At 67.1% G+C, this 26352-nt stretch carries 22 protein-coding genes; 11 read left to right on the top strand and 11 right to left on the bottom strand.

What is annotated here, in order from left to right:
• Positions 1-125 precede the first annotated feature (125 nt).
• Positions 126-929 carry a thioesterase family protein gene (locus IBX18_RS09295; protein WP_194833725.1) on the top strand — a complete coding sequence of 268 codons (804 nt, stop codon included), beginning with the start codon at positions 126-128 and terminating at the stop codon, positions 927-929.
• Between the two features lie 696 nt (positions 930-1625).
• Here the strand turns inward: IBX18_RS09295 and IBX18_RS09290 are convergent.
• Positions 1626-2201, bottom strand: a complete 576-nt coding sequence (locus IBX18_RS09290) for a hypothetical protein (RefSeq protein ID WP_194833305.1) — start codon at positions 2199-2201, stop codon at positions 1626-1628.
• Between the two features lie 415 nt (positions 2202-2616).
• On the opposite strand from IBX18_RS09290, the gene IBX18_RS09285 reads away from it, so the two are divergent.
• Positions 2617-3090 (top strand): dethiobiotin synthetase, encoded by a 474-nt coding sequence (locus IBX18_RS09285; RefSeq protein WP_194833304.1) that lies wholly within the window; start codon positions 2617-2619, stop codon positions 3088-3090.
• Positions 3091-3447: 357 nt separating this feature from the next.
• Here IBX18_RS09285 and IBX18_RS09280 read toward each other — a convergent pair whose 3' ends face one another.
• The 3 genes from IBX18_RS09280 to IBX18_RS09270 all read right to left on the bottom strand — a co-directional run bounded on the left by IBX18_RS09280 (position 3448) and on the right by IBX18_RS09270 (position 5709).
• A complete protein-coding gene (locus IBX18_RS09280) occupies positions 3448-3984 on the bottom strand; it encodes a DoxX family membrane protein (RefSeq protein ID WP_228540617.1) in 537 nt (178 codons plus the stop codon).
• Positions 3981-4427 (bottom strand): ABA4-like family protein, encoded by a 447-nt coding sequence (locus tag IBX18_RS09275; protein WP_194833303.1) that lies wholly within the window; start codon positions 4425-4427, stop codon positions 3981-3983. The genes IBX18_RS09280 and IBX18_RS09275 overlap by 4 nt, the downstream gene beginning before the upstream one ends.
• Before the next feature lie 304 nt (positions 4428-4731).
• Positions 4732-5709: a hypothetical protein gene (locus IBX18_RS09270; RefSeq protein ID WP_194833302.1), complete on the bottom strand. Its 978-nt coding sequence runs from the start codon at positions 5707-5709 to the stop codon at positions 4732-4734.
• A gap of 116 nt (positions 5710-5825) precedes the next feature.
• Between IBX18_RS09270 and IBX18_RS09265 the strand changes: the two genes are divergently transcribed.
• Positions 5826-6467, top strand: a complete 642-nt coding sequence (locus IBX18_RS09265; RefSeq protein ID WP_194833301.1) for a MerR family transcriptional regulator — start codon at positions 5826-5828, stop codon at positions 6465-6467.
• A 172-nt stretch (positions 6468-6639) separates the two neighbouring features.
• Here IBX18_RS09265 and IBX18_RS43065 read toward each other — a convergent pair whose 3' ends face one another.
• The 5 genes from IBX18_RS43065 to IBX18_RS09240 form a co-directional block, all read right to left on the bottom strand.
• A complete protein-coding gene (locus IBX18_RS43065) occupies positions 6640-8178 on the bottom strand; it encodes a DUF4173 domain-containing protein (protein WP_306796204.1) in 1539 nt (512 codons plus the stop codon).
• Complete coding sequence (locus IBX18_RS09255; RefSeq protein ID WP_194833300.1) at positions 8175-8441, bottom strand: hypothetical protein; 267 nt, start codon at positions 8439-8441, stop codon at positions 8175-8177. Before IBX18_RS09255 ends, IBX18_RS43065 begins: the two co-directional genes overlap by 4 nt.
• An 853-nt stretch (positions 8442-9294) precedes the next feature.
• Positions 9295-10323 (bottom strand): ATP-binding protein, encoded by a 1029-nt coding sequence (locus IBX18_RS09250; protein WP_194833299.1) that lies wholly within the window; start codon positions 10321-10323, stop codon positions 9295-9297.
• A 637-nt stretch (positions 10324-10960) separates the two neighbouring features.
• Positions 10961-11662 carry a response regulator transcription factor gene (locus IBX18_RS09245; protein WP_107656735.1) on the bottom strand — a complete coding sequence of 234 codons (702 nt, stop codon included), beginning with the start codon at positions 11660-11662 and terminating at the stop codon, positions 10961-10963.
• A gap of 1826 nt (positions 11663-13488) precedes the next feature.
• Complete coding sequence (locus tag IBX18_RS09240) at positions 13489-15510, bottom strand: heavy metal translocating P-type ATPase (protein WP_194833298.1); 2022 nt, start codon at positions 15508-15510, stop codon at positions 13489-13491.
• Between the two features lie 331 nt (positions 15511-15841).
• Here IBX18_RS09240 and IBX18_RS09235 point away from each other — a divergent pair, with 331 nt between their 5' ends.
• The 7 genes from IBX18_RS09235 to IBX18_RS09205 all read left to right on the top strand — a co-directional run bounded on the left by IBX18_RS09235 (position 15842) and on the right by IBX18_RS09205 (position 23021).
• Positions 15842-16555 (top strand): endonuclease/exonuclease/phosphatase family protein, encoded by a 714-nt coding sequence (locus IBX18_RS09235; protein WP_194833297.1) that lies wholly within the window; start codon positions 15842-15844, stop codon positions 16553-16555.
• Between the two features lie 967 nt (positions 16556-17522).
• Positions 17523-18365: an alpha/beta fold hydrolase gene (locus tag IBX18_RS09230; protein WP_194833296.1), complete on the top strand. Its 843-nt coding sequence runs from the start codon at positions 17523-17525 to the stop codon at positions 18363-18365.
• Between the two features lie 261 nt (positions 18366-18626).
• Positions 18627-19337: a S1 family peptidase gene (locus tag IBX18_RS09225; RefSeq protein WP_228540615.1), complete on the top strand. Its 711-nt coding sequence runs from the start codon at positions 18627-18629 to the stop codon at positions 19335-19337.
• An 80-nt stretch (positions 19338-19417) separates the two neighbouring features.
• Entirely contained in the window at positions 19418-19945 is a 528-nt protein-coding gene (locus tag IBX18_RS09220; protein ID WP_194833295.1) for a hypothetical protein, read from the top strand.
• Positions 19946-20927: 982 nt separating this feature from the next.
• The gene (locus tag IBX18_RS09215) at positions 20928-21086 is read left to right on the top strand and encodes a hypothetical protein (protein ID WP_228540614.1); all 159 of its coding nucleotides are present in this window, start codon (positions 20928-20930) and stop codon (positions 21084-21086) included.
• 182 nt (positions 21087-21268) lie between these two features.
• Positions 21269-21835 (top strand): copper chaperone PCu(A)C, encoded by a 567-nt coding sequence (locus IBX18_RS09210; protein ID WP_194833293.1) that lies wholly within the window; start codon positions 21269-21271, stop codon positions 21833-21835.
• Complete coding sequence (locus tag IBX18_RS09205) at positions 21828-23021, top strand: Dyp-type peroxidase (protein WP_194833292.1); 1194 nt, start codon at positions 21828-21830, stop codon at positions 23019-23021. Before IBX18_RS09210 ends, IBX18_RS09205 begins: the two co-directional genes overlap by 8 nt.
• Before the next feature lie 970 nt (positions 23022-23991).
• On the opposite strand, the gene IBX18_RS09200 is transcribed toward IBX18_RS09205, so the two are convergent.
• Both IBX18_RS09200 and IBX18_RS09195 read right to left on the bottom strand, forming a co-directional pair.
• Positions 23992-24579: an HdeD family acid-resistance protein gene (locus IBX18_RS09200; protein WP_147128055.1), complete on the bottom strand. Its 588-nt coding sequence runs from the start codon at positions 24577-24579 to the stop codon at positions 23992-23994.
• A gap of 129 nt (positions 24580-24708) precedes the next feature.
• Positions 24709-25161, bottom strand: coding sequence for a VOC family protein (locus tag IBX18_RS09195; RefSeq protein WP_194833291.1), 453 nt, complete (start codon positions 25159-25161; stop codon positions 24709-24711).
• Between the two features lie 172 nt (positions 25162-25333).
• Here IBX18_RS09195 and IBX18_RS09190 point away from each other — a divergent pair, with 172 nt between their 5' ends.
• The gene (locus IBX18_RS09190; RefSeq protein ID WP_194833290.1) at positions 25334-26308 is read left to right on the top strand and encodes a glycosyltransferase family 9 protein; all 975 of its coding nucleotides are present in this window, start codon (positions 25334-25336) and stop codon (positions 26306-26308) included.
• Positions 26309-26352: the final 44 nt, after the last annotated feature.

Below are 26352 nucleotides of genomic sequence, written 5' to 3'. Positions count from 1 at the left end.
CAGTCCTCACCGAGTACTTCGTTCTGCTGCCAGCAAAGGACTGGCTAGTTTTCGGGTGGGGCGTTGAGGCCGCGAAGATCGAGTGCGCGCTCGCCCAAGCCCCGTTCGACAGGCAGGATCGTGGGATGACTACTACGGCGGGTTTCGTATTCGACCGCGATACGACCAGCGAACAGGTTGGGGAGCACGAGTTCGGGCTGACGTTGTCGGACCGGTGGACCACCTTCATCGGCACTTCGAATGGAGGGTATCTGCTTGCTAGCTGTTTGCAGGCGCTACGACGCGAGTTGCCGCAGCCTGATTTATTGTCTGCGTCAGCACATTTCCTGCGACCCGGCAGTCCCGGGCCCGCGCGGATCACCACCGAGATTGCCCGGGTCGGGCGGCGCACGGCGACCGGGCAGGCGACGCTGCTGCGCGACGATCGCGAAATCCTGCGCGTACTGGCCACTTTCACCGATCTGGCGGCCGCGGACGGGCCGACACTGGTCCGGGGCGAGCCGCCCGTGTTGCCGCCGCCGGAGCAGTGCTTCGACCCCGCCGACAGCTATTCGAGCAAGCCGCCGTCGCTCTTCGAACGGGTTGAGATCCGGATGCCGGAGGTGCCGGGGTTCTGGCACGGCGAACCCGGCGGCACCACGTCCGCCGCGTTCTGGATGCGGCTGGCCGATGGCCGTGAGGCCGATCCGATCGCCCTCGCGTGTCTGGTCGATGCCGCCGCGCCGATCGTGTTCGACCTCGGGGTCTCCGGGTCGGCCACGATCGAACTGACCGTGCATATCCGCAAACGTCCAGCACCCGGCTGGTTGGCGTGCCGGGTGTCCACCAGCTATCTGATGGATGGGTTCCATGAGGAGGATTTCGAGATCTGGGACAGCACAGGGGTTTTGGTTGCTCAGTCGCGGCAGCTGGCGATTGTTTCGACGTAGGTCGGCGCGAGGAGCGCAGCGCGTGAGTGGCACACCATGGAGAGCCCTTCTCGGCTGTTGCCGCAGCCATGTGCCACTCTCGCCAAGACTTGGCGAGAATGGTCAGCGGATCAGGCTGCTCGGCCCGCCCAGCAGAAGCGGCGAGCCGCTTACGTCGGTCGAGCCAGCTGCTGCGGTGGGCGGGACCCATGCGGCGCGACCACCGCATGCGCGCACCAAGCGGCGGACCGACGAGCGTCCCGACACCGTTCCAGCCCCGGTGCGCGCCCGGCCCGTAAGGCATCGCAACGAGTGGGCATGCCCACCCATCCGCCACCATGTCCCACTCGCCGTCCAGCGAACCTTGCTTCCTCGTCGGCCGGGACATGACGGCGGCGCCACTCGCACTTTGCCACCACCATGTCCCACACGGGCCGGACTTGTTGCCGGACGGGCCGTGAGGCGGCGCCACTCGCCCTTTCGGCCCTAGCAGGTCCCCTCGCCGCCCACCTGAGCCCGCCTTGTTGCTGTGCGGGACATGACAAAGCGCCACTCGCACTTTGGTGCCACCATGTCCCACTCGGCGTCGAGCTGGCCCTGGTTTGTCGCCGGGCGGGACATCAGGGCGGCGCTACTGAGCTTCGTCGGCACGACTTCCTAGCAAGCGGTTCGATCCTCGCGACCGAGACAGATCAGCCTGCGGAACCCGCAGGTCGGTCAGGTGGGTGGGGCGATTTTCGCGATGGATACCGGTCCTGAACCGACGGTGACCGTGACGAACTGGCGGTAGGTGCGGATTGCGGAGGTGGGGCGGATTTCGGTGATGACCACGTCGAACCGGCCGTCGGCCATGGGGGTGACCAGTACGCAGTGCTGGGTACCTGCGGGGACGGATTTGATGCCGGCGCTGATCACGTCGACCGAGGGGACGGCCGCGTCCGGTGTGGTCACTGCTCGTGCGGCGGCACCTGATCGGGACACGTAGTAGGCGTATTGGAAGGCCAGGATGACGTCGGGTCCCGAGGCGGTGGAGCCGGTTCCGTTGCCGCGCACCAGTTGGTCGTTCCTGGTCGGCTGGCAGGACGGTGCGCCGCCGAGCACCGGATCCATGTAGGTGGCCGACTGTCGCGGTGGGCTCGCGGCCGCCGTGTAGACGAGCACGACCGCTACCGCCGCCATCGAACCGATCACCGCGGCCGAGCCGACCAGAAAGGGTCGTCCTCTGCGCTGCGCATGCCAGCGTTGGGGCCGCGGTGGCGGAATCATGCCCGGCCACAACGGTTCTGCTGCCATGTGCCGCCCGCGACGCGCGGCGGCACTCCCCCCGGAAACGTTGGACGACGACATCATTGCGCCGCACCCCCTTTACCGGTGCCTACTCAGCGCCGCCGGACACTCCTCAATGCCGTTGCGCAGTAACAACATTGCACACCTTTGCGCGGCGCGCCGGTCGAATGAGCTACAGACCGCTCTGCCGGTTTCGTTGGCGCGCTTCGCCGGTCGGCGTCGGGCGGGGCGCGAACCCGCGATTCGACGCAGCAGCTACCGCGCCACGGACCGGTTCCGTCGCACGCGACACCGAGGCATGGCCGCACCGACCCGCCCACTCTCCGCCGGCACGTCGATACGCTCCCGGTTGGACATGGCAGTGGCAAAGGTCGAGTAACTCCCTCGGTGCTGTCCCGCTCGGATTCGAGGAGGGTGGTCGGTGCGGCAAGTCGCGGTGTGTGGGCCGAGGGAATGCAGTGACGTCGAGGCGCAGTGGGCCCGGGTAGTTGGTCGGTTGCTGGCCGAGGCCGGGGTGACCGTGCTGTGCGGAGGGGGCGGTGGGGTGATGGCCGCGGTGGCAGACGGGGCGGCCGGTGCGGGCGGGTTGGTGATCGGGGTGCGGCCGGATACCGAGCGAGGAGCGGTGTGCGCCGGATTGTCGGCGGTGCTGTTCACCGGGATGGGTGAGGCGCGCAACGCGATCCTGGTGGCGTCGGCGGACGCGGTGATCATCATCGGCGGATCGTGGAGCACGTTGTCGGAACTCGCTCTTGCTCGGCATCGCGGCGGTATCCCGGTGGTCTCACTCGGCGGTTGGCAGCTCCTCGACGCCGACGGAACCTCTTTGGACGCAACCATTTCGGCAACTGATCCGGCCGACGCCGTCGCGCGTGCACTCGGGGCGGGGAGCTAACATTTTCGAGTCGCCAACACCCGACCGGCCGCGTGCACGGCGACTCCGAACGAGCAGACCGAATCCGACGAGTACGGCGAGCCGTTCTCCAGCAGGCGTCGGATTCTCGATTCGTCGGGCGGTCTCCAGCACATCATCGTCGTCGCCGATCATGAGCAAGACAGTCCAACACGTCAGTCCGTTGCGGGCGGCGCCAACCCGCGGCATCACCCACCGTCCCGTTGACTAAGGGCGGCCAGGCCCGCTCCGAACAGCCGCCCGCCCCTGGCACACCCCCCGCAATCCGCGTCGACGGCTCCATCGAGCGCGAAACCCAGTGCGGCATCGCGGGAACGGCTGTCTAGTGCCGCTCGACGCCTACCGCGGACTACTGATAGTTACCGATTCCGTTGCCGTGCGGGCTTTTTCGTCATTGCCCTCAGCTACCGACCTACTCGCCAGCAGAGCGACCGCGATATACAGCACCTGCTCGGGTATCCGCACCCACAGCGGCGTCGCCGGCGCACCGTGGAACGGAATCTCGGATAGCGCCGCATAGATATTGGCCGGGATCAACAGCACAAACAGCACGGCGAGTCCGAGACCGGCCCATCGACGTGTCCGACCGAGCACGAGCCCAACCGCGCCGGCCAGTTCCAGCACGCCGGTCAGGTACACCATCAGCGCGGGGAACGGTACCCACGGCGGGACCATCGCGACCAGATCGGCGTGCGTGGGCACGGGCGTATCAGCGAAACTGGCGGGCACGAAATGCGTTGCGCCCGTGACGATCAGCATCAGAGCCAGCGCGTAAGCGCCGCAGGTCGACCAAGCGGCGAATCGGGCGACGCCGAGCGCGCCGGTCAAGCGAAGACCGAGCAGGACGGCCAGCAGCAGGACAAGGGTTTCCATCATGTCTCCATGCGAAGTTCCGGCACCGGTCGCGGTGCGCGTAGGGATCGGATGAGCAGGTACGCGAGTACACCGAGCGGTGCGAGCAGGATCGTGAACAGCAGCAACGGGCTGATCACCAGCGAGTGGATGCCGCGGGATCGGCTGTCCAGGTAGATCCAGCGGCCGAGGAACAGATCGAAGCCGATGAAGTGCGCCCAGCCGGCTGCGGCGCCGACGCTGCTCCCGAGCAGGGTTTGGACGGCAGGCAGTTCGGGGCTGGTCACGGCGGACCAGAAGGTGGCGAAGTTCGGCAGCACGAGGATCGCGTACACCGCCAGCGGCGGCACACAGATCAGCGGCGAGGCGATCACCGATCGGGTTCGACGCCAGCGTGGTGCGAGGATCATCAGTGCCCAAAATGGGGCGGCGAACAGGAATGTCAGGTCGAACAGATGGCCCGTCACAGGTCACGACCTGTCGCAACCAGAAATGGAAGGTCGAACCGGTGGCGCTTCATTGAAAGCCGCCGATCCCGACCAAGGGCGCGAAGTCGTCCAGACGGCGCATTACCCGCCAGCACCGATCGCTGCCGGAGCCACCGGACCGAACTTCGACCCATCGTTGGACGCCACGGACGCACTAGGACTCCGAAGTCGGACGGGTGGTGCATCATCGGATCCATCGATCGCAACCAGAAGCGAATCGAACCAGGGCGTATCACCGGAAGCCACGAACACAACCCGGGCGTGAGGTCCATCAATCGGTGCATCACCGGACACCCCCGACCACAACCGGATTCGAAAGCTCACGCACCCCAGACCGCCGGACGATGACCACCACCGCGACGCTCGCGGCAATAGCAATCGCACCCACCGCAAGCATGGTCAGCGAATCGGGACGCACCACCGACTGCCCACGCAACGCCTGCCACGTCAACACCGCGAGCAGCGCACCATAACTCGCGGCAGCAACCAGGACCACCGCCTGCCGCTTCGCCGCCGAACGCAGCACCGGGAATCGGCGGGCCGCGAACTCCAGCACGATCAGCACCAACGGAATCGCTTGCAACGCATGCATTCCGAGGAAATGCGGGATGCGCAGATCCCCGCCGACCGTACTCCAGCCGAGAATCGGCAGCCCGGGTCCACCATCGGCGAGCCCGACGGTGTGCGCACCGCGGATCGAACTTCCGGTCGCCCGCTGCCCTTCGGTCGGCTGCACCATCAGCATTCCGAGCGCCGCGCCGACCACCGACAGAACGGCACCGGCCCGGATCGCGGACGTGCGGGCACGGTCCGACGCCGGGTTACGGAACAGCGCGGCAGCCACGAGCACCGTGGCGAACCAGACGCCCATGATCGACAGCCCCATGGTGTTCCACAGCGCGGCATCGAACGCAGTCGTGAAGTTGAAGTGACTGGTGGTCCCGCGCACGATCTGGATGACGATGACGACCAGCTCCAGCCCGAGCCCGACGGCGGCGACCGTCCCCGCCCACCATGCGACTCGGCGCCAGGTTGTCAGCTGCGCGATCAGCCACGCCCAGGTCACGGCGTAGATCAGGGTGGCGAGTGCGAATTTCACCGACTTGGCCCAGATCGGCAGTCCGGCGAGGACGCGGCCGTCGACAATCATCCCGCCGATCGACACGACAACAAGAATCGCCATCGCGACGGCGAGCCACAGCAATGGCCGATGCCATTGCGCGACGGGAGGTCCGGCAGCGAGCCGGTGGGTGGCGGTCATGATTCAGCTTTCGGGTAGCAGACACTATGACTATCGATAGTTGTACTATCGGTAGAGATTATGGATAGCTGTACTTCCCACTGTCAATAGACTCGACCCGAGACCAGGAGACGCCGATGCGGATCGCCGAACTCAGCCGCACCAGTGGCGTACCGCCCGCGACCATCAAGTACTACCTGCGCGAAGGACTACTGCGACCCGGCGTCCGGACCCACCACAACCAGGTGGATTACGGCGAAGAGCACGTCAACCGGTTGCGGCTCATCCGCGCGCTCGTCGACATCGGCGGATTATCGATCAGCGCCGCCGCGGAACTGCTGACCGTCCTCGACACCGGCAACCTGAGCGCGCGGGAGGCGCTGGGCGAGGCGATGTACGCGCTCGGTGGACGCCGCTCACCGGTGGGCGCGGAGCAGCAGGAAGCCGCCGAGGCCGACGTCGACGCGCTACTGACCCGCCGGGGATGGCAGATCGGCGACGAGAGTCCCGCCCGGCACACCCTGACCGACGTGTGCGCGGCGCTGCGGCAACTCGGCCACGCCGACGTGCTCGGCGTCATAGACGACTACGCCGCGGCGGCCGAAGCCGTCGCGGCGGTCGATATCGGGCTCGTCCGCGACGAAACCACCGTGGAGCGGATGACCGAAACGGCCATCGTCGGAACGATTCTCGGCGACACCATGCTCTCCGCGCTGCGCAGGCTGGCTCAGGAACACGTCTCCGGGATGCTGCTCTCCGGCGACGAGCGGAAGAGCTGAGCCGCCCGCTCTACGACATCGGATCGAAGCTCGTCGCAACCGAACCGCATTGCGAGCCTGATCCCGTTCGGTGATGATGCGCGCGGCGTCACGCTCCCGGCGGCTGTTTGTCACGATCTCCACCAGAGCTGATTCATGGAAACCGCGCTGCCGAGCGCTCACTCGCCCCTGGTCAGCGAGCGGCGTCCGCGCGCGAAAGGTTCCAGCTCTGCCAGGTGTCCGCATCGAGCTGGGCGCGGACCCGCTCGCGCACTTGGGTGCGCATCGGTTCCGGCAGCCGATCGATCGCAGGCAGGATGTCGGTCGACAGTTCCGACAGGTAGCTGGTGTCGAGCGGCTTCCCGCGCTCCCAGCGGTCGATGTTCTGGTCGGCGATCAGTCGCTCCGGATTCAGCACGGCCAGCGCGAGCAAAGTGGCCATGGCGGTGCCGATCACCGCACGCGGCAACCACATCCGGCGCAGGCTGAACACCGCGGCGAGCACCAGCAGGTAGACCAGACCGAGCCACAGCTCGCAGACCTCGACCAGCAACCGCAGCAACGTGAAGCCGTACGCCTGCTGGTAAGTCCACATGCGCCCGAGTGCGGAGGCGACGATGACCAGCGAGAGCACGCTCACCGCGGACAGCAGCACACGCAACCACAGGCGGTCCGCCGCGGACTCCTGCCCGGCCCAACGCAGCACCACCAGGATCACCGCGAGGGTCAGGATGGTGACCAGCGACAGCTGCCAGAATCCAGTTCGGGCGTACTCGGCGTAGGTGAGACCTGCCGTGCGCTGCACATAGTCGTCGCCGCCGAACAGCGCCACGAACTGCGCGCCGACGAATACCGCGAACAGAACGGTGAGCGCACTCACCGGCAATGCCCACTCCAGGCGGCGCAGCGCCCGAACCGGCTCGTTCCCCGATTCCGTTGCGGGCTGCGGCGGACCGGCCAGCACATACAGTGCACCGACCGCAGCGAGCCCGACCACCACGAACAACACGATCTTCTCGAAGACCCGATCCGTCGCGATCTCCGGTGTCAGCGGCTCCAGCAGCTTCGCGAAGGTCGCGTCGGCGCCACCGAGCAGCGGGATAAAGATCGCGAGCAGTGCGACGGTCACCACCACCGACAGCACGACCCCCTGCTCCCGCCGCGACTTACCGCCACGCATCCGTTTGGCCCCGGCATACACCCACGGCACGCTGCTCAACGACGCGAGCGGCCAAGCGATCACGTCATAGAGGACACCGTGCACCGAACGCCGGCCCACCACCGCCAGCGATCCGGCTACACACGCTGCCACTACGCACAGGGTGAACAACCAGCCCGCCGCGCGGAAAGTGCCTACTGCCAGGAGGGCCAGCAGCATTCCGGTCCAGAAGTTTCGAGCGGCGTTCTCACCGAGTCGGCGACGGATGGCCGACTCCAGTTGGGTGGCCTCTGGTTTCGCTGTATCGGCAGGCTCCGACTTCGCACCGTCGATGCGGGAACTCACCGCCGGGCGCGAGCTCGAATCGACCAGGCCGTCGGGTTGGCTCGTGCGCGACTCGGTCTCCGCAGATTTCACCTCCCGCGTAGTGGCGGCTTCAGCAGTGGCGGAATCCGTCGTGGCCAACGATGCGACCCGCGCGTCCTCGGCAGTGGCGTCGGTGTGGATACCGGCGGCATCCACGGGCGGGGTTGCCGCCGACGGAACCGAGGCGGCATCAGCAGTTTCGGTCACACCGGCACCAGAATCGAAGGTGGCGTCGGAGCCATCGGCAGCCGTCGCAGCCAGCGGTGCGACGCGCCCATCGGTGTCACCGGCGGCACCGGCGGCACCGGCGGCAGCATCCGCGGCATCCGCGGCTGCGACGGCAGAGGTAGCGGCTGCACCCGCAGCGGCGGTCGTCGCGTCCAGCGGTGCATCGGCAGCACCGGCAGCAGCATCCGCACCCGCGACGGCTGACGTAGAGACAGCACCCGCGCCGGCGGAGGTACTGGCATCAGTCGGCGCGACACGTGCATCCGCGGCATCGGTCTCAGCCGCAGCACCTCGGCCATCGCCAGCATCCGCAGGGTCGGCAGAACTAGCAGCGCGCGTCGGTGAAATGCCCGGCTTCGACGCGGCTGCCTCGACTGTCGAATCGCTGTCGTCTGCCGGGCTCCTTGCTCCCGACTCGGTGGACTTCCTGAGCTCATCGGGTTGCGACTTCGCTCCGTCCGAACCCTTCTGCGCGCCGGGTTCAGCGATCTGGTCGGCTCGCGCTGCGGACCTCTCTGCTCGCGCGCCAGGCGTCGAATCCTCCCCTCCGGGATTCGAAGCAGCGGCGGGCGATGTCGCTTTCACACTCTGTGATGGATTGGCCGCATCGACTTCAGTTCCGGTTTCGACCGAATCCGGCGCGTCAGCGGCATCCTGCGCCGACTTGCGCGCGTTGCGATCCACCAGGAGGACCGCGCCGACACTCACCGATCCGGCGAGCAGCCAGCCGATTCCTGGACGGTCCAACGGAATCAACACCGCGCCGGCGAAGCCCGCGAGACAGGCTGCAGGCAGGACGCCGGGTGGGCAGACGACCCGGCGCCATTTCGCCGGCGGTTGCGCCACCTGTCGTATCGGGTACTGGGGGTAGGCGGGAAGCGGCGGGTCGGAAGGGGTTGCGGGCACCGGCGGGTCGGCGGTCAGCAGCGCTCCCAGCGGTGAGCCGTGTGCCGGGGTTTCGGGTTGTGCAGCCGCGGACTTGTCCGCTTCCGGCGGTATCGGCGCTGCGGGTTTTTCGGGCATGATTCGCTTTCTCTGGGTGTACGGGATCGCCCCGCGGGCCCTGGTAGGTCCGGGGTGCGGAGTGTGGCTGGGTCAGTGGCCGGGTAGGACCACGCGGATACGGGAGCCGGGGTCGGCGACGGCGATGGTGCCGCCGTGCAGGTCGACGATCCAGCGGGAGATGGCGAGGCCGAGACCGGTGCCGCCGCCGTCGGTGCGGCCGCCGCGGGTGAAACGATCGAAGACGCGGGCGCGTTCGGCGGGTGGGATACCCGGGCCGTCGTCGGCTACCTCGATCACCAACTTGCCGGACTGCATGCGGGCGGTGACGCGAACCTCGCCGCCCGCCGGGCCGTGCCGGGCGGCGTTGTCGAGCAGGTTGAGTAGCACTTGATGCAAACGCGCACTGTCGGCGAAGACGCGTACGGTGCTGGGTTGCACGTCGGTCGTGAATCGCACGCCTCGGCCGAGTGCCGCGGCGGCGACGTCCGCCTCGGCGACGACCTCGGCCAACAACGGTGCGACGTCGAGGCTTTCGCGATCGAGCGGGAAGGCGCCCGCCTCGATGCTGGACAGGTCGAGCAGTTCGGAGACCAGCAGGCTCAGCCGCTCGGTCTGGGCGAGGGCGGTACGCAACGTTTTCGGGTCCGGTTCGGAGACACCGTCGACGACGTTCTCCAGCAGCGCGTTCAGCGCGGTGATCGGCGTACGGAGTTCGTGTGAGACATTCGCGATGAGGTCGCGGCGCTGCTGGTCCGCGGCGGCCAGATCGGCGGCCATCTGATTGAACGCTACGGCCAGTTGCCCGACTTCGTCACGTGACGTCGCCCGCACCCGCCGGGTGTAATCGCCGTGTGCCATCCTTTTGGCCGCGGCCGTCATCTCGCGCAGTGGTCTGGTGATGCCGTGGGCGAGGAACTGCGAGGCGACCAATGCGATCGCCACCGAGGCGAGTGTCGTCTTCGGCGGCAGCCAGCCGATCTTGAATCGGAAGTAGCCGAACGCGATCCCGCCGGCACACAGCATCAGAATCGCCAGCTTCAACTTGATCGAGCGCACCCGATCCAACGGTCGCGGGAGTACCTCGGCCACCTTGTCCGAGAGGGCACGCAATTGGTCCACGAGCGTACGAGGTTGGACGGGGCCGATGTCACGTCCGCGGTTGAGGCCGCTCGCGGATGGGTGGTCGTTATCCGCTACGCCGCGTGCGCGGCCCCGCCGTCCAACACCTGCCGTGTGAACGTCGGCCGTCCCGTCGAGTTTCGGCGAACTGTCGTGCGATGCTGTGCTTTTCTGCGCGCTCACGTTCTGCGCCGAAACCTTCGCCGGAGACGAGGTGTCGTTCTGCACGGCGGGCTGGTCGTGCGCGCTATGAGTGCTGTTGTTCTGCGCAGAGCTCTGTCCAAAACCCTCGTCGGGGACCGCTGGGTTGGCGCTCATCGTGCCTCCAGCGCTGTACAAGAGCACTGGCATTCCGTCGGTTCAAGAGCTCGAGTTCTCCCCATTGCACCTCGCGTCGGTCGCTGGCTCATGCACACCTCTTGGTATCTCGTGCGCGGGGGCGTAAGCGTTTCGGGCCGTGCCGAACACGCGACAGGAACCCGAGCCGAGCGCGCGACAGAGACCCACATGAAACGCGCGCCGCACCCGCGACGGAGACGCGCCGAAGGTACGACGGGAACGCGCGCCGAACGCGCGACAAAGGTTCGCGATGGAGGTGCGACGGTATACGGCACGTCGGGTGTTGCGTTGCGGCGCTTCATCGGGCTTCCAGTGCATACCCCACGCCGTGCACGGTGCGGATCAGGTCGGCGCCGAGTTTGCGGCGCAAGGCTTTCACATGGCTGTCGACGGCTCGGGTGCCTGCGGCGTCGGCCCAGTCCCAGACTTCCTCGAGGAGGCGTTCGCGGGCCAGGACCACGCGGGGGCGGCGGGCCAGGCGGGCGAGTAGGTCGAATTCGAGCGGGGTGAGCTGGGCTTCGACGTCGGCGCGCCAGACTCGGCGCTGGTCGACATCGATGCGGAGGTCACCGACGACGATGGTGTCGGCGTCCCGGTCGGCGGCGCGGTCCATGCGGCGCAGCAGTGCGTGCACGCGCGCGGTGAGGACACGCAGCGAGAACGGTTTGGTCAGATAGTCGTCCGCGCCGACACCGAGGCCGACGAGTTGGTCGGTCTCGTCGGTCCGTGCGGTCAACATCAGCACCGGCACCGGCCGTTCCGCTTGGATCCGTCGACACACCTCCAGCCCGTCGAAACCCGGCAGCATCACATCCAGCACCACCAGATCGGGTGCGAGTGCCGACGCCGCGGCCACCGCGGCAGGCCCGTCATGCGCCAAATCCACCGTGAACCCTTCGGCCCGCAGCCGCGCCGCGACCGACTCCGCGATGGTCACTTCATCGTCGACCACCAGAATCCGCCGCGCCACCTGTCCCCCGGCCGCTCCGCTCTGTTCCATGCTCGGAACCCTAGCCACCCCCTGTGGAGAGGTCCGGCACCAAATGTGGAGATTCCGTGTCGACGCCTCCAATCCCCACCTCGCCACCTCGCCACCTCGCCACCTCGCCACCTCGCCACCTCGCCACCTCGCCACCTCGCCACCTCGCCACCTCGCCACCTCGCCACCTCGCCACCTCGCCACCTCGCCACCTCGCCACCTCGCCACGAGACCATCCCCCTGCCGCACCGCCATGTCCGGCTTCCGGACAAGCCGCCCGAGTCCTCGACCACCACCTCGCGCAACGTCGCATCACGCACGACCACATGATCGATGAACTGCGACTTCGCCCGTGAGGTACGCGGCCTCGTCGGCAGTGCGTACTGCGGCGGATCAGCGATTGTGAACCCCTCGCCGAGGCTCGCCGCGACGGTCCGCCGGTCGACATTGAAATCCCCGAAGCGGTCCGGCGGCTTCGTTATGAGAAAGGCAGGCTTTGAAACCCTCGGTAGGGGGGATGCGCTTTGCTCGCGCCCGTCGATGGCAGCGCGGGCCGCCAACGGGACATCGCGACAGGGTCACTCGTCTTTCCGCGCAGTCATGTCCCGTTCGAGCTCGGCCCAGGGCCGGAACGGGACAGGAGGGCGGCTTACTGGTGGCCCAGCGCGCCATGTCGGGCTCGACACTCGAGTTGCTTGAGCTGGGGCAGCGGCCAACGGGAGTCGCGCTGGGCGGAGAGTGCGGCTAAGGCGGGCAATCCCGCGCCGCCGGACACCCCTCAATGCCGTTGCGCAGTAACAACATTGCACACCTTTGCGCGGCGCGCCGGTCGAATGAGCTACAGACCGCTCTGCCGGTTTCCCTGGCGCGCTTCGCCGGCCGGCTTACCGCACGCACATGCCGATCGGCGCGTATTTTCCGCCCTCACCGTATTTGTCGGCGGGCCCCGGCCAACAATTCACGGATTGCCAATTCTTTTGGAAGCTAGGTGTCGAGGTCGATTCCGCCCAGCGTTGCGGCGAGCCGCCACATCCGACGGTCAATTTGTATTTCTTGCCCTGGGTATTGAAGTTCCAACTTTGGCGGCTCCCTTTCCCCGCCCGCTTCGCCCAGCCGCTTTTTCCACCCTGGACCTCCACCCACACTCCGACGACGTTACCGCCGTCCACGCACGTCGCACTGCCGGAGTTCGCCGCGTGTGCTGCACCCGGTGTCGCCAGCGCGAGCCCAACTCCGATCGCTACAGCTGCTGAAACTGTGTATCTTGCCCTACCCACGGTCGCCTTTCGATTGACGTATTAGCGTCAAACGGACGGTATCGGGCAGCTATCTCGCCGACAATCGGGCGTTTGAATGACACCGTGTGCCGGCACCTTCTGCATTGGCAAACGAGACTTCGCCGTCGAAATCAAATCCGGTGACCTGACTATCGACGGAAGGGTGCTCAACAAGGCACTATGTCCCGCTCGACACCAACCCGCTAAGCCCGAGCCGCCCCACGGGCCACGGGCCACGGGCCACGGGCCACGACCGCGCGCTAACTCGCCTTCCGCGCAACGATGCCCCGCGCGACCAGACCATTCAGCCCCGCCGGCAACGGGACACCACGGTGTGCCAACGCGCCTTCGGGCAGCCATATCCCGTTCGACATCGAGCCGCCCAACCTGCGCCGCCCAAAGGGACACCACGACGCGCCAACTCGGCTTTCGGCACCACCATGTCCCCGTGCGATGGCCAGACCGCCGAGCCGAGGCTCCAACGGGACCCAATGGCGAGCTCACTCCCCCTAAGACGCAACCGAGTCCCGTTCGACGACCACGTCGGCGAACGGGACTCGGCATACAGGCCTATGCGGTGGGGCGGGGCTCGTGGGTGATGCCTTCGTGCTCGGCGCCGCGGGCGAAGCGCAGGAGGCGTAGGGCGTTGGCGACTACGAGGAGGGTGGAGCCTTCGTGGATGAAGACGGCTGGGCCGATGGGGAGGCCGAGGAGGGTGGCGGGGACGAGGGCGACGACTATCAGGAGGGAGAAGGTCAGGTTTTGGCGGATGATGCGGGCGGTGCGGCGGCTCAGGGCTACCGCGAAGGGGAGGCGGCCGATGTCGTCGACCATCAGTGCGATATCGGCGGTTTCCAGCGCGACGGCGGAACCGCTTGCGCCCATGGCGATGCCGACCGAGGCGTTGACCATGGCGGGGGCGTCGTTGACGCCGTCACCGACCATGGCGGTGCCGTTGCGACCGCCGAGCTTGCCGATCATGGTGACCTTGTCTTCGGGCAGCAGTCCGCCGTGTGCGGCGTTCAGACCCATGTCCGCGGCGACGGCGTCGGCGACGCGCTGGTTGTCACCGGAGATGAGGACGATGTCGTCGATGCCGAGTTCGCGCAGTCGAGCGACCACCGGTGCGGCTTCGGCGCGCGGGATGTCCATGACGCCGACGACACCCAGGTACACGCCCGCGTGCCGGACGATCATCGTGGTGCGTCCGCGCTCGTGTAGTTCGTCTACGGTCCGGACGATCTCGCTGGGCACTCCCTCGGGGTCCAGTTCGAAGAACATGGTGCGGTTGCCGACCTCGGTGGTGTGGCCGTCGACGAGGGCGGTGATGCCGCGCCCGGTCACCGAATTCACGGAGGTCACGGTTCGTTCGGTGCCTGCGGGCACCAGCAGTGCGAGGTCCCGGGTGATGGCGCCGGCGAGCGGATGGTCGCTGTAGGACTCGACCGCGAAGAGCGTGCTGATCAGTTCGTCGCGCAGTTCCGGACGGGCCGGGACGATATCGGTGACCTTGGGCTGTCCCCAGGTGAGGGTGCCGGTCTTGTCGAACGCCATGGACCGCACCCGGCCGAGGGTTTCCAGGGGACCACCGCCCTTGGCGAGGACACCGGCTTGCGCGGCGCGGGCGATTCCGGCAAGTACCGCGCTCGGCGTCGCGATCGCCAGCGCACAAGGACTGGCTGCCACCAGTACCACCATGGCGCGATAGAAACTGTCGGCCAACGGCTCTGCGGCGGCGAACACACCGAAAGCCAGCACGCCGAGCACTCCGGCGAGCACAACGGGCACATAGAACAGTTGGAATCGGTCGATGAACCGCTGCGTCGGCGACTTCTGGGTGTCGGCCTCGCGCACCATCGTGATAACCCGGGCGAGCATGCTGTCCCCGGCGCGACTGGTCACGAGGACGTCCATCGCGCCGGCGCCGTTCATCGTCCCCGCGAACACCCGATGCGATTCCGGCACGGCAGTGCCACTCGCCAGCGCGGCCGCGGCGTCGGCGATCGGCGCCTTCTCCACGGGAATACTCTCACCGGTCACCGACGACTCGTCGACGCTGCTCACCCCGTCGACCACCACACTGTCCGCGGCGAGCCGCGAATTAGGCAGCACGACAACCACATCGCCGATCGCCAGGTCGTTCACATCGACTTCACGCACCACCCCGTCGGGAGCCCGCACGAGCGCGGTCGCCGGGGCGAGTTCGGCGAGTGCCTCGATCGAACGCTGCGCGCGCCCCATCGCATACTCCTCGAGCGCGTGCCCGAGGCTGAACAGGAACAGCAGGACCGATCCTTCCGCCCACTTGCCGACCATGGCCGCACCCACCGCCGCGACCAGCATCAGGAAGTCGACCTCGAACCGGCCGCGGCGCACGGTGGATACCGCGGTGCGGATGGTGAAGTAGCCGCCGAAGAAGTAGGTCGCCGCGAACAGCGCGATCGCCACCCACTCCGGCGCGGACACCAGATACTTCGCCGTCATGCCGCCGGCGTAGGTCACGCCGGCGGCGATCGCGAAGATCAGTTCCGACCGCTCACCCAACAACGCGGCACCATGGCCGTGTTCGCTTGCTCGTGCCTCTGCGCTCATACGTCCATCATATGCATAGATCGCTATGTATGCATAGTTCTGATTTGCCGATTTGTCTGCCGAGCCGCGCCCGTACGGATCGAGCAGATCCTTACTACTCCGACTCGACCGCGTCGGCATGTGTCACGACCGCGACGTGGATTGGCAGCCTCGCCATAATTGGCAGCTTTTACGCACGTGGCAGCACATCCCCGAAAGCCACGACACCGCAACGCCTCCCCCGACCGGCAACGCACCGACCTCGCACTCCCCCGATGTACACCGGGCATCACACGAACGGATACCGCTCCGCCAGACAGCGTTCGAACGCCGTGACCTAGCATCGCGACCTGTGATCACCGTTGCTACGTGGAACGTTCTCCACCGCATCCACGCCGAAAATTGGTACGAGGACGTCTCCACCCGGTGGCCGGACGAGGCGGCGCGCATCGACGCGGTCACCGCGCATGTGGCGGCGCGGACCGAGCAGGTCATCGCCTTGCAGGAGGTCAGCGGTGACCAATTGATCAGCCTGCGGGCCGCATTGCCCGACCGGACGATCCACGCCATGCAGTATCCGCGGGTGCCCACCGCCCGCCGGCACGCCAGTGCGCTACGCGATCCGAGTGAGCATCTGGTGCTCATCGTCGAGGGACCGAGCCGGGATATCGCCGCCGAACCCTACGCCGACGACGGCGGCAAAGGCCTGCTGGCGATCAGCGCGGGCGGCGCGGTGGTGATCGCGACACACGTCAGCGGCGATCGGCGCCGGGTGAAGCAGCTCGCCCGGCTGGCCGAAGTGGCTTCCGCCACACCGGAATACGCGGCCGTGCTGCTCGGAGATTTCAACGTCGACCGGGAGACCGTCGCGTCGAGCCTCGGCGAGGGGTTTACTATCGCCGATCCGCCGTCGGACGCACTGCCGACGCGACCGCGCACTTCAGGGGCGAAGTCGCAGTTCATCGATCACGTCGTCGTGCGTGATGCGACGTTGCGTGAAGTGGTGGTCGAGGACTCGGGCGGCTTGTCCGACCACAATCTCGTGCGCGCGGCAATCGCGTTGTGACATCACAGTATTCGTAGTCACAGGTGGGCATACCGGGGCCGGTGCGCCAACCCCGTGATTCTGGTGTCTGCTGTCCGTCGCGCCCGGCGATTAGGGTTCTGCGGGTTGCCGATTCGGCATCTGGAGACGGCGGGAGGGGCCATGATGACGCGACTTCACGCGGCGCAGCCTCGCTCGGCCCGTCACTGCGGCGGTCGTTCCGCCGATCGGATCGGGATACCAGGAGAAGCCATGTCCCGCAGAGGGCTCGCACACTTACCCGCCCAGAAACGCTCAGCGGCAATGTTATTGGCACTTGCGGCGACGATCCTCGCCCTCGCCGGATGTTCGTCGGGTGACCAACCCGCTGCCACGAGAACACCTCTGCCGAGTGCCACCACGACACCGGCACCGACCAGCGGACCGCCGACGCCTACTCGAACTGCTCCGTCACCTGAACAAACAGCATCCCCGAAGGCCGCCGCCGCGCCTCAGGGACCGACCCACGACTACGTCAAGTGCACCGATCGGATCGACTACACAGGCGACCCGCGCGCGAACGCCGAAATCAACACCATCGGTGAACAAACCGGCGTCTGCCCCGAACCACAGGCACCCGCCGACAATTACGTCGAGTGCACCGACCGCGTCGACTACACAGGCGACCCGCGCGCCAATGCCGAAATCAACATCGTCGGCGAACAAACCGGCAACTGCCCTGAACCGCAACGTCCCACCCAGACTCCCGTCACAACCTCGGAGGCGCCGACCGTCACCACGTCGAATGCACCACCTGTGACGACCTCGAATGCCCCAGAGCCCACCACGTCGACAGCCCCGCCAACCTCCACCGTCACCCCACCGACGTCGTGATCACGGCGAACGCCGGAGTCCGTCCGCCATGCCAACATTCGCTGCCACAACAGGCGACGACGGCAGTTGGCGCGATTCCCCTGCCACCGATGTCCGTCGGACCGAGAATGCTCGTATGGTCGAGATCAGCCGCGGGGTAGCCACCGTCAATGGCATTCACATGCACTACCGCCGGGCCGGGTCAGGTCCCGCGCTGGTGTTGCTGCACGGCTGGCCGCAGACCGGCTACTGCTGGCGCAAGGTGCTGCCCGCGCTGGCCGAGCGGCACACGGTCATCGCCCCCGACCTGCGCGGTTACGGATACACCGACAAACCGACCACCGGCTACGACAAACGCAGCATGGCCGCCGATGTGGCCGCGTTGATCGAATCGCTGGGATTCACCTCGGCCGCCGTCGTCGGGCACGACCGCGGCGCGCGGGTGGCCCACCGCTGGGCGCTGGACCGGCCGGACCAGGTCAGCAAGCTCGTCGTGCTCGACATCATTCCCACCAGGGAGACCTGGCGGCGGATGGACGCCGCACTCGGTCGCCGGTACTTCCACTGGTTGTTCCACTTGCAGCCGGATCTGCCGGAACGTCTTGTCGGCCATGACATTCCCGGCTACCTGCGCTACTTCTTCGAGACGTGGGCGGTCAACCGGCACGGTCTGCCCGGCGAGGCCATCGACGAATACATCCGCGCCTTCAGCACACCAGGGGCTTTGCGGGCGGGCTTCGACGATTACCGCGCCGCCGACCTCGACAACGAACACGACAACACCGACGCGGGGCACCTGCTCACCATGCCGGTACTCGCCCTCTGGGGCGCGGCCAGTTTCCTCGAAGAGATTCCGGCCCTGGAGATTTGGCGCGACTATGCCGAAGACGTGCGGGGCGCGGCCATTCCCGAGTGCGGGCATTTCATCGCCGAGGAGCGGCCGGAAGCGTTGCTGGCGCATCTGGACGAATTCCTCTGAGACGCCGCACACGGTCGAGGCAACGTCAGTAGTCGATGCCCCCTCTTCGAACGCTGGGCAATCGACTGTCCAGCCGCCGTTGGCAGCGCTGACGACATCTGGCAGCGGCACGGGCAGCACTGCCGTGGTTGCGCTTCACCCAAGATCTGATCACGGAACGATTATCAAGCCGCGTAGAGACCGACCAGTCTGAAAGGATCAGTCCGACTCCACCGAATACCCGCACGTGACCTGATACATCCCCGGAATGAAGGGTGCGAAATGGTCGCTCTAGGACGGTTCGGGATCCACCTGGCGCTCTTCGCGGTCACCATGACCTGCACTGTCATCGGCGTACCCGGCGTCGCCGCAGCCGTACCTACGGCATCCCTCGGCGGCGGTTCGGGGATTCTGCTCGGACGCGCGGCATGCACGCTGACCACCATCGGCTACGACAACACCGATCGCCTCGTCGGGCTCACCGCGGGACACTGCGCCGAAATCGGGATGTCGGTGCGGGCGGAGCGGATGCCGGACGCGGGGGTTGTCGGCACCGTCGCGGCAGTCGATCACCAGGACGACTACGCGGTGCTCGAGTTCGATCGCACGAAGGTGATGCCGGTCCGGCAGGTGGCCGCGACCGTGATCGGTGGCATCGGCACGCCACCGCAGCAAGGTGATGTGGTGTGCAAGAACGGGCGGACCTCCGGATACAACTGCGGCATCGTGTGGGACACCCACCGGTGGTGGTTCCAGAACCAATCCTGTTCCCAGCCCGGCGATTCCGGCGGACCCGTCACCATCGGTGATCGGCTGGTCGGCATGAACGTCGGACATATGGGCGTGCAAGTGGTGGGTGTCACGGTGTTCGACATGGTGTGCCATCCGCCGGCGGTGCCGTTCCACGATCCGGCCGTGGCGACGCAGATCGGCATGGTGCTCGACGATATCGATCAGGCCGGCGGGGTCGGCTCGGGATTCCGACCGCTCTGAAAGGGCGGCACGTGTGACGAACTACCGGGTTGGGACAAACCGGTGCGATCCGGACCTACGACCAGAAGTAGTATGGCGCGGTGCGAACACCGGCGGAGGCAACAGCGCGATTGCGTGGTGCGTTCGTCGGGTCCGCCTCAGGTGCGGTGAGCATCGCGGCGCACGCGCTCGGTGGGGGTGTTGTCGCTCCGGGGCAGTCCTCGATCGCCTTGTTGATCGCGGCGTGCACGGCAGTCGGTGTGGCAGTCGGGGCACGGCGGACTCGGTACGGTCTCGTCGAAGTAATGGCGCTGCTGACGATCGGGCAGGCGGTCGGGCATGTCGCCCTGACGATGTCGCCCAGTCATCACCACGGGGCCGGGACGACGGCGATCATGGGTGTGGCGCACCTGCTCGCCATTCCGGTGGGAGCGCTGCTCATTCGGGGCGCCGAAATCGCCGTTACGCGCGGGATATCCGCCGCGAACCGCACTGCTCGCGTACTCGGCACCCGCCCCGCTGCACCATTCGCGGTCGCGTACACCGTCTCGGTCGGGCCGCTTGTCCCGGCTAGACGATTGTTGTTCAGCTCCGGGTTCGGGCTGCGCGGGCCACCTCTGAGCCGCTGAGCCCAACCTTCTCTCGCCATGGTCCGACGCGCCCGCAAGGCTTGCTCGGCAACGCGATTCGCGCGATTACACACTACGTGTATGCCGGTCAGCGCTGCTCACAGCTCGCCCGGCCGACGCATCAACAGCTCACACTGCTGGTGGCCACATCGCGCTGGTAGTGCCGAGGTTCGTGAAACCGTGCGCTGCGGGTGCGAAAAGCTCGCGCAGGCGACTCGGCAGCACGGGCAGGTTCGTGCGGCAGGTCGCGCATTTGGTGTGGCAGCCGCGCGGTCGGTGCAACACGGCGCTGCAACACGGCGCGGTCGGTGCGAGGAGGTGCGGTCCGTGCGTCAGCCCAGGCGGTCAATATGACAGCGTGCGGTCGGGTTGCAGCAGCTCACGCGTTCTGTGCGCGACGTGCGCGGTGCGCGCGGTCAGTCCAACGGCTCGCGGTCAGTCCAACGCTCGCGTGTAGTGCGACAGCTCGCGGTCACACCAACAGCTCGCGGTCACACCAACAGCTCGCGTGTGTAGTCCGTACGGCCGCTGCGCAGTCCATAGGTTGCCGCGCAGTCCGTGCGGCTGCCAACGCACTTCATACGGCAGCTCACACGTTCTGTGCGCGACCCGCGCAGTCAGTGCAACGGCTCGCGGGTGGTGCGAGGGGCTCGTCACCAGTCCGACGGCTCGCGTGTGTAGTCCGTACGGCCGCTGCGCAGTCCATAGGTAGCCGCGCAGTCCGTGCCGCCGCCTAAGCACTTCATACGGCAGCTTGATCGCACCGATCGGTGCGATCGTGATGCCGCTCGAAGTCAGCGACGACCATCGGCGCGGGCGCCATCGCCATCCCGCACGGGTCGGCTCATCAAGAGCCGGGGGTGGGCTGGTCGGTGGCGGCGGACGGTGCAGCGCTCACGCGTAGTTCGTATTACCACTCGCGCAGTCCGTACAGCAGCTCGCGCAGTCGGTAAACAGCTCGCACGGTCGGTGCGCGGTCCGCATGGTCCGCATGGTCGGCGCGGTCGGCGCGGTCGGCGCGGTCGGCGCGGTCGGCGCGGTCGGCGCGGTCGGCGCGGTCGGCGCGGTCGGCGCGGTCGGCGCGGTCGGCGCGGTCGGCGCGGTCGGCGCGGTCGGCGCGGGGCCCGCGCCTAGCCCTTAGGACAGCTCGCGCAGTCCGTACGGCAGCCCACGCGGTCACCGGCCGCATGGGCCAGGCGAGGCCACAGCAGTACACGGAGGACGGGTTCTGACAACTCGGTCGCCGACACCACCAGCGTGTCGACGCACCACTGCCTGCCGCGCACCTCGCAACAAACAATCCCCAACGAATAGGAGACTTTCATGCGTATCCCCACAACAACCTCGACGACCAAACTCCGCCCCACAGCGCGTGTACTGCGCACCGCAGCAGCAGCTTTGGCAGTCCCACTGCTACTGGTTGCTTGTTCGTCCAACGACAAGCCGGAAGCCAAGGCCGCCGACTCGGTCACGATCAAAGACCAGTGGGTGAAGGCGGCGGACGGCGGCATGTCGGCGGCGTTCGGCGAGCTGAGCAATGCGGGCGACAAGCCGCGCACGATCGTGTCGGCGACGAGCCCTGCGTCGAATCAGGTCGAACTGCACGAGGTGGTCGCGGACTCGACCGGCGTGAAGACGATGCGCCCCAAGGCGGGCGGTTTCGTGATCCCGGCGAACGGTAAGACCGAGTTGCGTCCGGGCGGCGACCACATCATGTTCATGGGTCTCAACGGTCCGCTGCGCACCGGTACCGAAACGTCCGTCACCCTCACCTTCGAGGACGGGTCGAAGACTACGTTCACCGCACAGGTCCGCGATTTCTCCGGCAACCAGGAGAACTACGCGCCCGATCACGCGAACGGCGCGCAGATGCCGGCGCACGGTGGCTGACTCGCGCCCCCGACGCCTCAACCGTCGACGCCTGCTCGGTGGCGGTGCCGCCGTGGCGGGCGCGACGGGTCTCGGGTGGGGCGCGGTCGCGCTCACCGCTCGTGACGAGGCACCCCGGACTTCATCGACCGAACCGTTCTACGGACCACACCAGTCCGGCATCGCGACCGACCCACAAGCGCAGGCGGCATTTGTCGCGTTCGACCTGAAGCGGGGCGGCACCAGGGACGACATCATCGGCATCCTGAAGATCTGGACCGCCGACGCAGCCCGCTTGACTCAGGGCCACCCCGCTCTCGCCGACACGGAACCCGAACTGGCGCAACGACCTGCCTGTCTGACCATCACCGTCGGCCTCGGCCCCGCGGTGTTCACCATCGCGGGTCTGGAGCACCGCCGCCCGTCCTGGCTGCGGCCGCTACCGCCGTTCGACATCGACCGTCTCGAAACCGCGTGGAGCGACGGCGATCTGCTGCTGCAGGTCTGCGCGGACGAGTCGACCACCGTGTCGCATGCGGTGCGAGTGCTGTGCCGAAGCGTCTCCTCGCTGGTCAGCGTGCGCTGGGTACAGCGCGGGTTCCGCAACGCCGCACCAGGTCGCACCCCACGCAACCTGATGGGTCAGGTCGACGGCACGGTGAACATCGCGCCCGGCCCCGATTTCGATCGGCTCGTGTGGGACGACGGCACCGCGCAACCCTGGCTCGCGGGCGGTACCTCCTGCGTGCTGCGCCGGATCGCGATGACATTGGACACCTGGGACGAAATCGACCAGGAGGGAAGGGAACTCACCGTCGGCCGCACCGTCGCCAACGGTTCCCCGCTGACCGGCACCGACGAATTCGACGAACCGGATTTCGCCGCCGTCGACGCCAACGGCATTCCGGTCATCCCACCGTCCTCCCACATCGCCCGCGCACACCACACCCACGACGGCGAGCGCTTCCTCCGCCGCGGCTACAACTACGACGACGCTCCCGCACCGGGCACGATCTCGAACTCCGGACTCCTCTTCGCCGCCTACCAACGCGACGTAGACACCCAGTTCCTGCCGGTCCAACAACGACTCGCCGAGTTCGACGCCTTGAATGTGTGGACCACTCCGGTGGGATCGGCAGTGTTCGTCATCCCGCCGGGAGTGCCGTCGCCGGGCGGATACATCGGGCAGCCGCTATTCGAATCCTGAGAACCACCGAGCCGCCGGAGCCGTAGTCGATCCGGAGATCGCGGGCGGAATCAGCGGGCGCTGCTAGTCGCGCCGGTTGGAGCCCTGCCTGCGACCGTGGCCGTGACCCGACCGCCGGAGCCATGGTCAAGGCAGATGGACGCGCAGGGAAATCACAGGCGCGGCCGGTCCACCAATTGGAGCCTCGGCCTGTGCTGACTGCAGATGGAGCCGGGGTCGGAGCAGAATCGCAGCCAGGACGGACCGGCGATCGGGACCGAGGAACCACCACCATGTCCCAACCGCCGTCCAGCCGACCCTGCTGCCGCACCGAGCGGGACATGAGGCTGGCGCCACTCGCACTTTGCCGCCACCATGTCCCCCCGGGCGCCTAGCTGAGCCGGATTTGTTGCCGGGCGGGACATGACAGTCGGGTCGGTGGTGCGCCCTCAAGTAGTGCAACACCTACTTGCTTATGCCGGGAGGTGTGCGGTTGCGAGGCGGACACCCACCGCGGGAGGCGTGAGTGGCACACCATGGAGACCTCATCTCGACGTTTGCCACAGCCATGTGCCACTCACCGTCAGCGCACGCGATCGGCCAACCTGCTCGCGCCGACGATTGGCCGATGCGTCGCGGTGATCTGATCGCCACCGTCCGAGATAGACACACCATCGGCGGTCAGCGCACCGCATCGGACGCAATCAGGTACCGCATCGGGTGATAGCCGGCGCACCAGATCGAGTGCAGGCAAGGCAAGTTTGCGGTAGGTGCTTGCATAGACGATTCCGGGGCCGTAGCAAGAAGGCCTTGCTATCCGGTCGGAGGTAGTCGGTGGCGTCACGTGACACGGCGGTTACACGGGTGCGATGCCATCACGCACAAGCCACTCGACGGCACATCCGGGCGCTATCCGCCGAACCAATCCCGCAGACGCACAACGGCCGCCGCGCCGAATCGACGCGACGGCCGCAGGCCGAGAACGAATCTGTCAGATGCCGGTTCCCTGGAACCTCTTGGCATCCTTGCGAACCCCGAACGCCAAGATGACCTCCATGATCCCGAGCACGATCAACCACACGCCGACCACGACTGCCAAGGTGGCGACCGAGGTCAACGGCCAGGCGATCAACACGATGCCGGCGATCACGGTGATCACGCCGAAGAAGACGGCCAGCCAGCGACCCGGCACATCCGGCTCGGAAATCGCGATCACCACTGCGGACACACCACGGAACAGCCACCCGATGCCGATCCAGATGGCAAGCAGCAGAATCGAAGTCAGCTCGTCACGGAAGCAGAAGACGCCGATTGCGATGGAGAGCACGCCGCTGATGAAGGCGAGCACGCGGATCCCGGTACTGCTCGGTGCGCCGAACGCGGCCATCAGCTGCAGGAAGCCGCTGACCACCAGATAGATTCCGAAGAGGATGCCCGCCGCCAGCAGGGTCACACCGGGCCAGGCGAGAATGATCACACCGAGGATCACCGAGAGTAAGCCGGTGACCAGAACGGTTTGCCACGCACTGCGGGCAAGAGACTGCAAAGGACCCTCGAGCACGCTGTTTGTCGTCGTCATAGTCCGATGCTATGCCCCGCCAGTGGGTTTCCTGGATATTTGCTCGTCGAACGCTGCGGGTCCCCCCTGAATGCTGCGGTTCAGTGGGCTTGCGCGTCGAACAGCCGGTTCACCGGCCGATCCGACCCGCTAACCGCCGACCCCGTCATTGCTCGACACGCCCGAGTCCGCCGTGGCAGGCGCCACGATGTTCACCATCCAGGCAATGCCGAAACGATCTCGGCACAAACCGAACTCGTCCCCCCACATCTGCTTCTCCAGCGGCACCGACACCGTGCCCGCCTCCGACAGACGGTCCCAGTAACCATGCAACTCGGCAGCGTCTGCACCACTGAGGCTGATCGAAATGCTGCTTCCCGGTGTGTATTCCATGCCGGGCGGGGTGTCCGCGGCCATCAATGTGAAGCCGCTCGGGGTCTCCAGGACGCCGTGCATGACCAGGTCCGCGCCGGGCGCCTCCTGGTCGCTGAATTCGCTGAAGGTGCTGATGGTCAGGGTGCCGCCGAACACGTCGCGATAGAACTCCAGAGCTGCGCGGGCCGTGTCGCCGAAAGTCAGGTACGGGTTGAGCCGGGAGGTCATGACACGAGGTTAGTGCGCCAGCGGACAAGCGGCGATGAGTGACGCCTGACTCGCCGGGGTTTATGGCCTGGCAGGGTCGGGTAGTAATCCCTAAGTGACTCTGGTCGTCTACGCCCATGTGGTGAAGCGGGTGGGTCGGGAATCGTGAGTCTCGGGTGGCTAGGAGAAGAGGGTGGCGGTTGTACTCGTGCTGCAGGCACGGGGCCTTGGTGATCTACTCACTGCGGTCCCGGCGCTCCGCGCGCTGCGCCGGGCAAGACCACACGACCACATCGCACTCGCCGCCCCGCACCGGCTGAAGCCGATCGTCGACCTGATCGCGTCGGTGGACGCGATGGTCCCCACCGCCGAACTCGGTGGTCTGCGCTGGGACGCGCCCAGCCCGCAGCTCGCGGTCAACCTGCACGGGCCCAGCACCGAAAGCATTGTGCAACTGGAGAAGACGGCCCCGGGACGCATCCTCAGCTACCGCAATCCGGCGTTCCCTGAACTGTCCGGCCCCGAGTGGCAGACGGACATGCATCACGTGGACCGCTGGTGCCACCTGCTCGAATCCGACGGGATCGTCGCGGACCGGCGCAATCTGGGTCTGGTGCCACCGGTGGCGACCACGAGCCACCGCGACTGTGTCGTCGTGCACGTCGGGGCGGGTGCGCCTGCACGCCGCTGGCCCGCCGATCGGTTCGCCGCCGTCGTCCGGCATCTGCTCGTGCTCGGTCGCGAGGTGGTACTAACCGGCGATGAATACGAGCGGGAAATCGCGCTGAACATCGCCGCGCGCGCCGGCCTGCCGATCAGCCGGGTCCTCGCCGGCGACCAGAACCTCATCGAACTGGCCGCGACGATCGCCGAGGCCGGACTCGTGATCAGCGGCGACACCGGGGTCGCCCACCTGGCCACCGCGTTCGGTACGCGCACCGTATTGCTGTTCGGTCCGACGCCGCCGCGCTGGGGCGGACCACCCCCGCATCTGCTGAACCGGCACGCCGTGCTCTGGGCAGGGCAGCTCGGCGACCCGTACGCCGACACCCCCGACCCCGGACTGCTGCGGATCGGTGTCACCGAGGTCATCAACGCGGTCGACAAGCAGCTCAACAACGCGTCCGCTACCCAGAATCGCCGCGCCCCTTATCGTCGCGTCGGCTGACGGCCCCACCCGCCGCGGCCGACCCGCACCACAACCGCATCACC

This window comes from Nocardia sp. XZ_19_369, from assembly GCF_015355715.1.
Taxonomy (GTDB): domain Bacteria; phylum Actinomycetota; class Actinomycetes; order Mycobacteriales; family Mycobacteriaceae; genus Nocardia.
The sequence above is the reverse complement of the archived record's forward strand: the minus strand, read 5'-3'. Positions and strand labels throughout refer to the sequence as shown.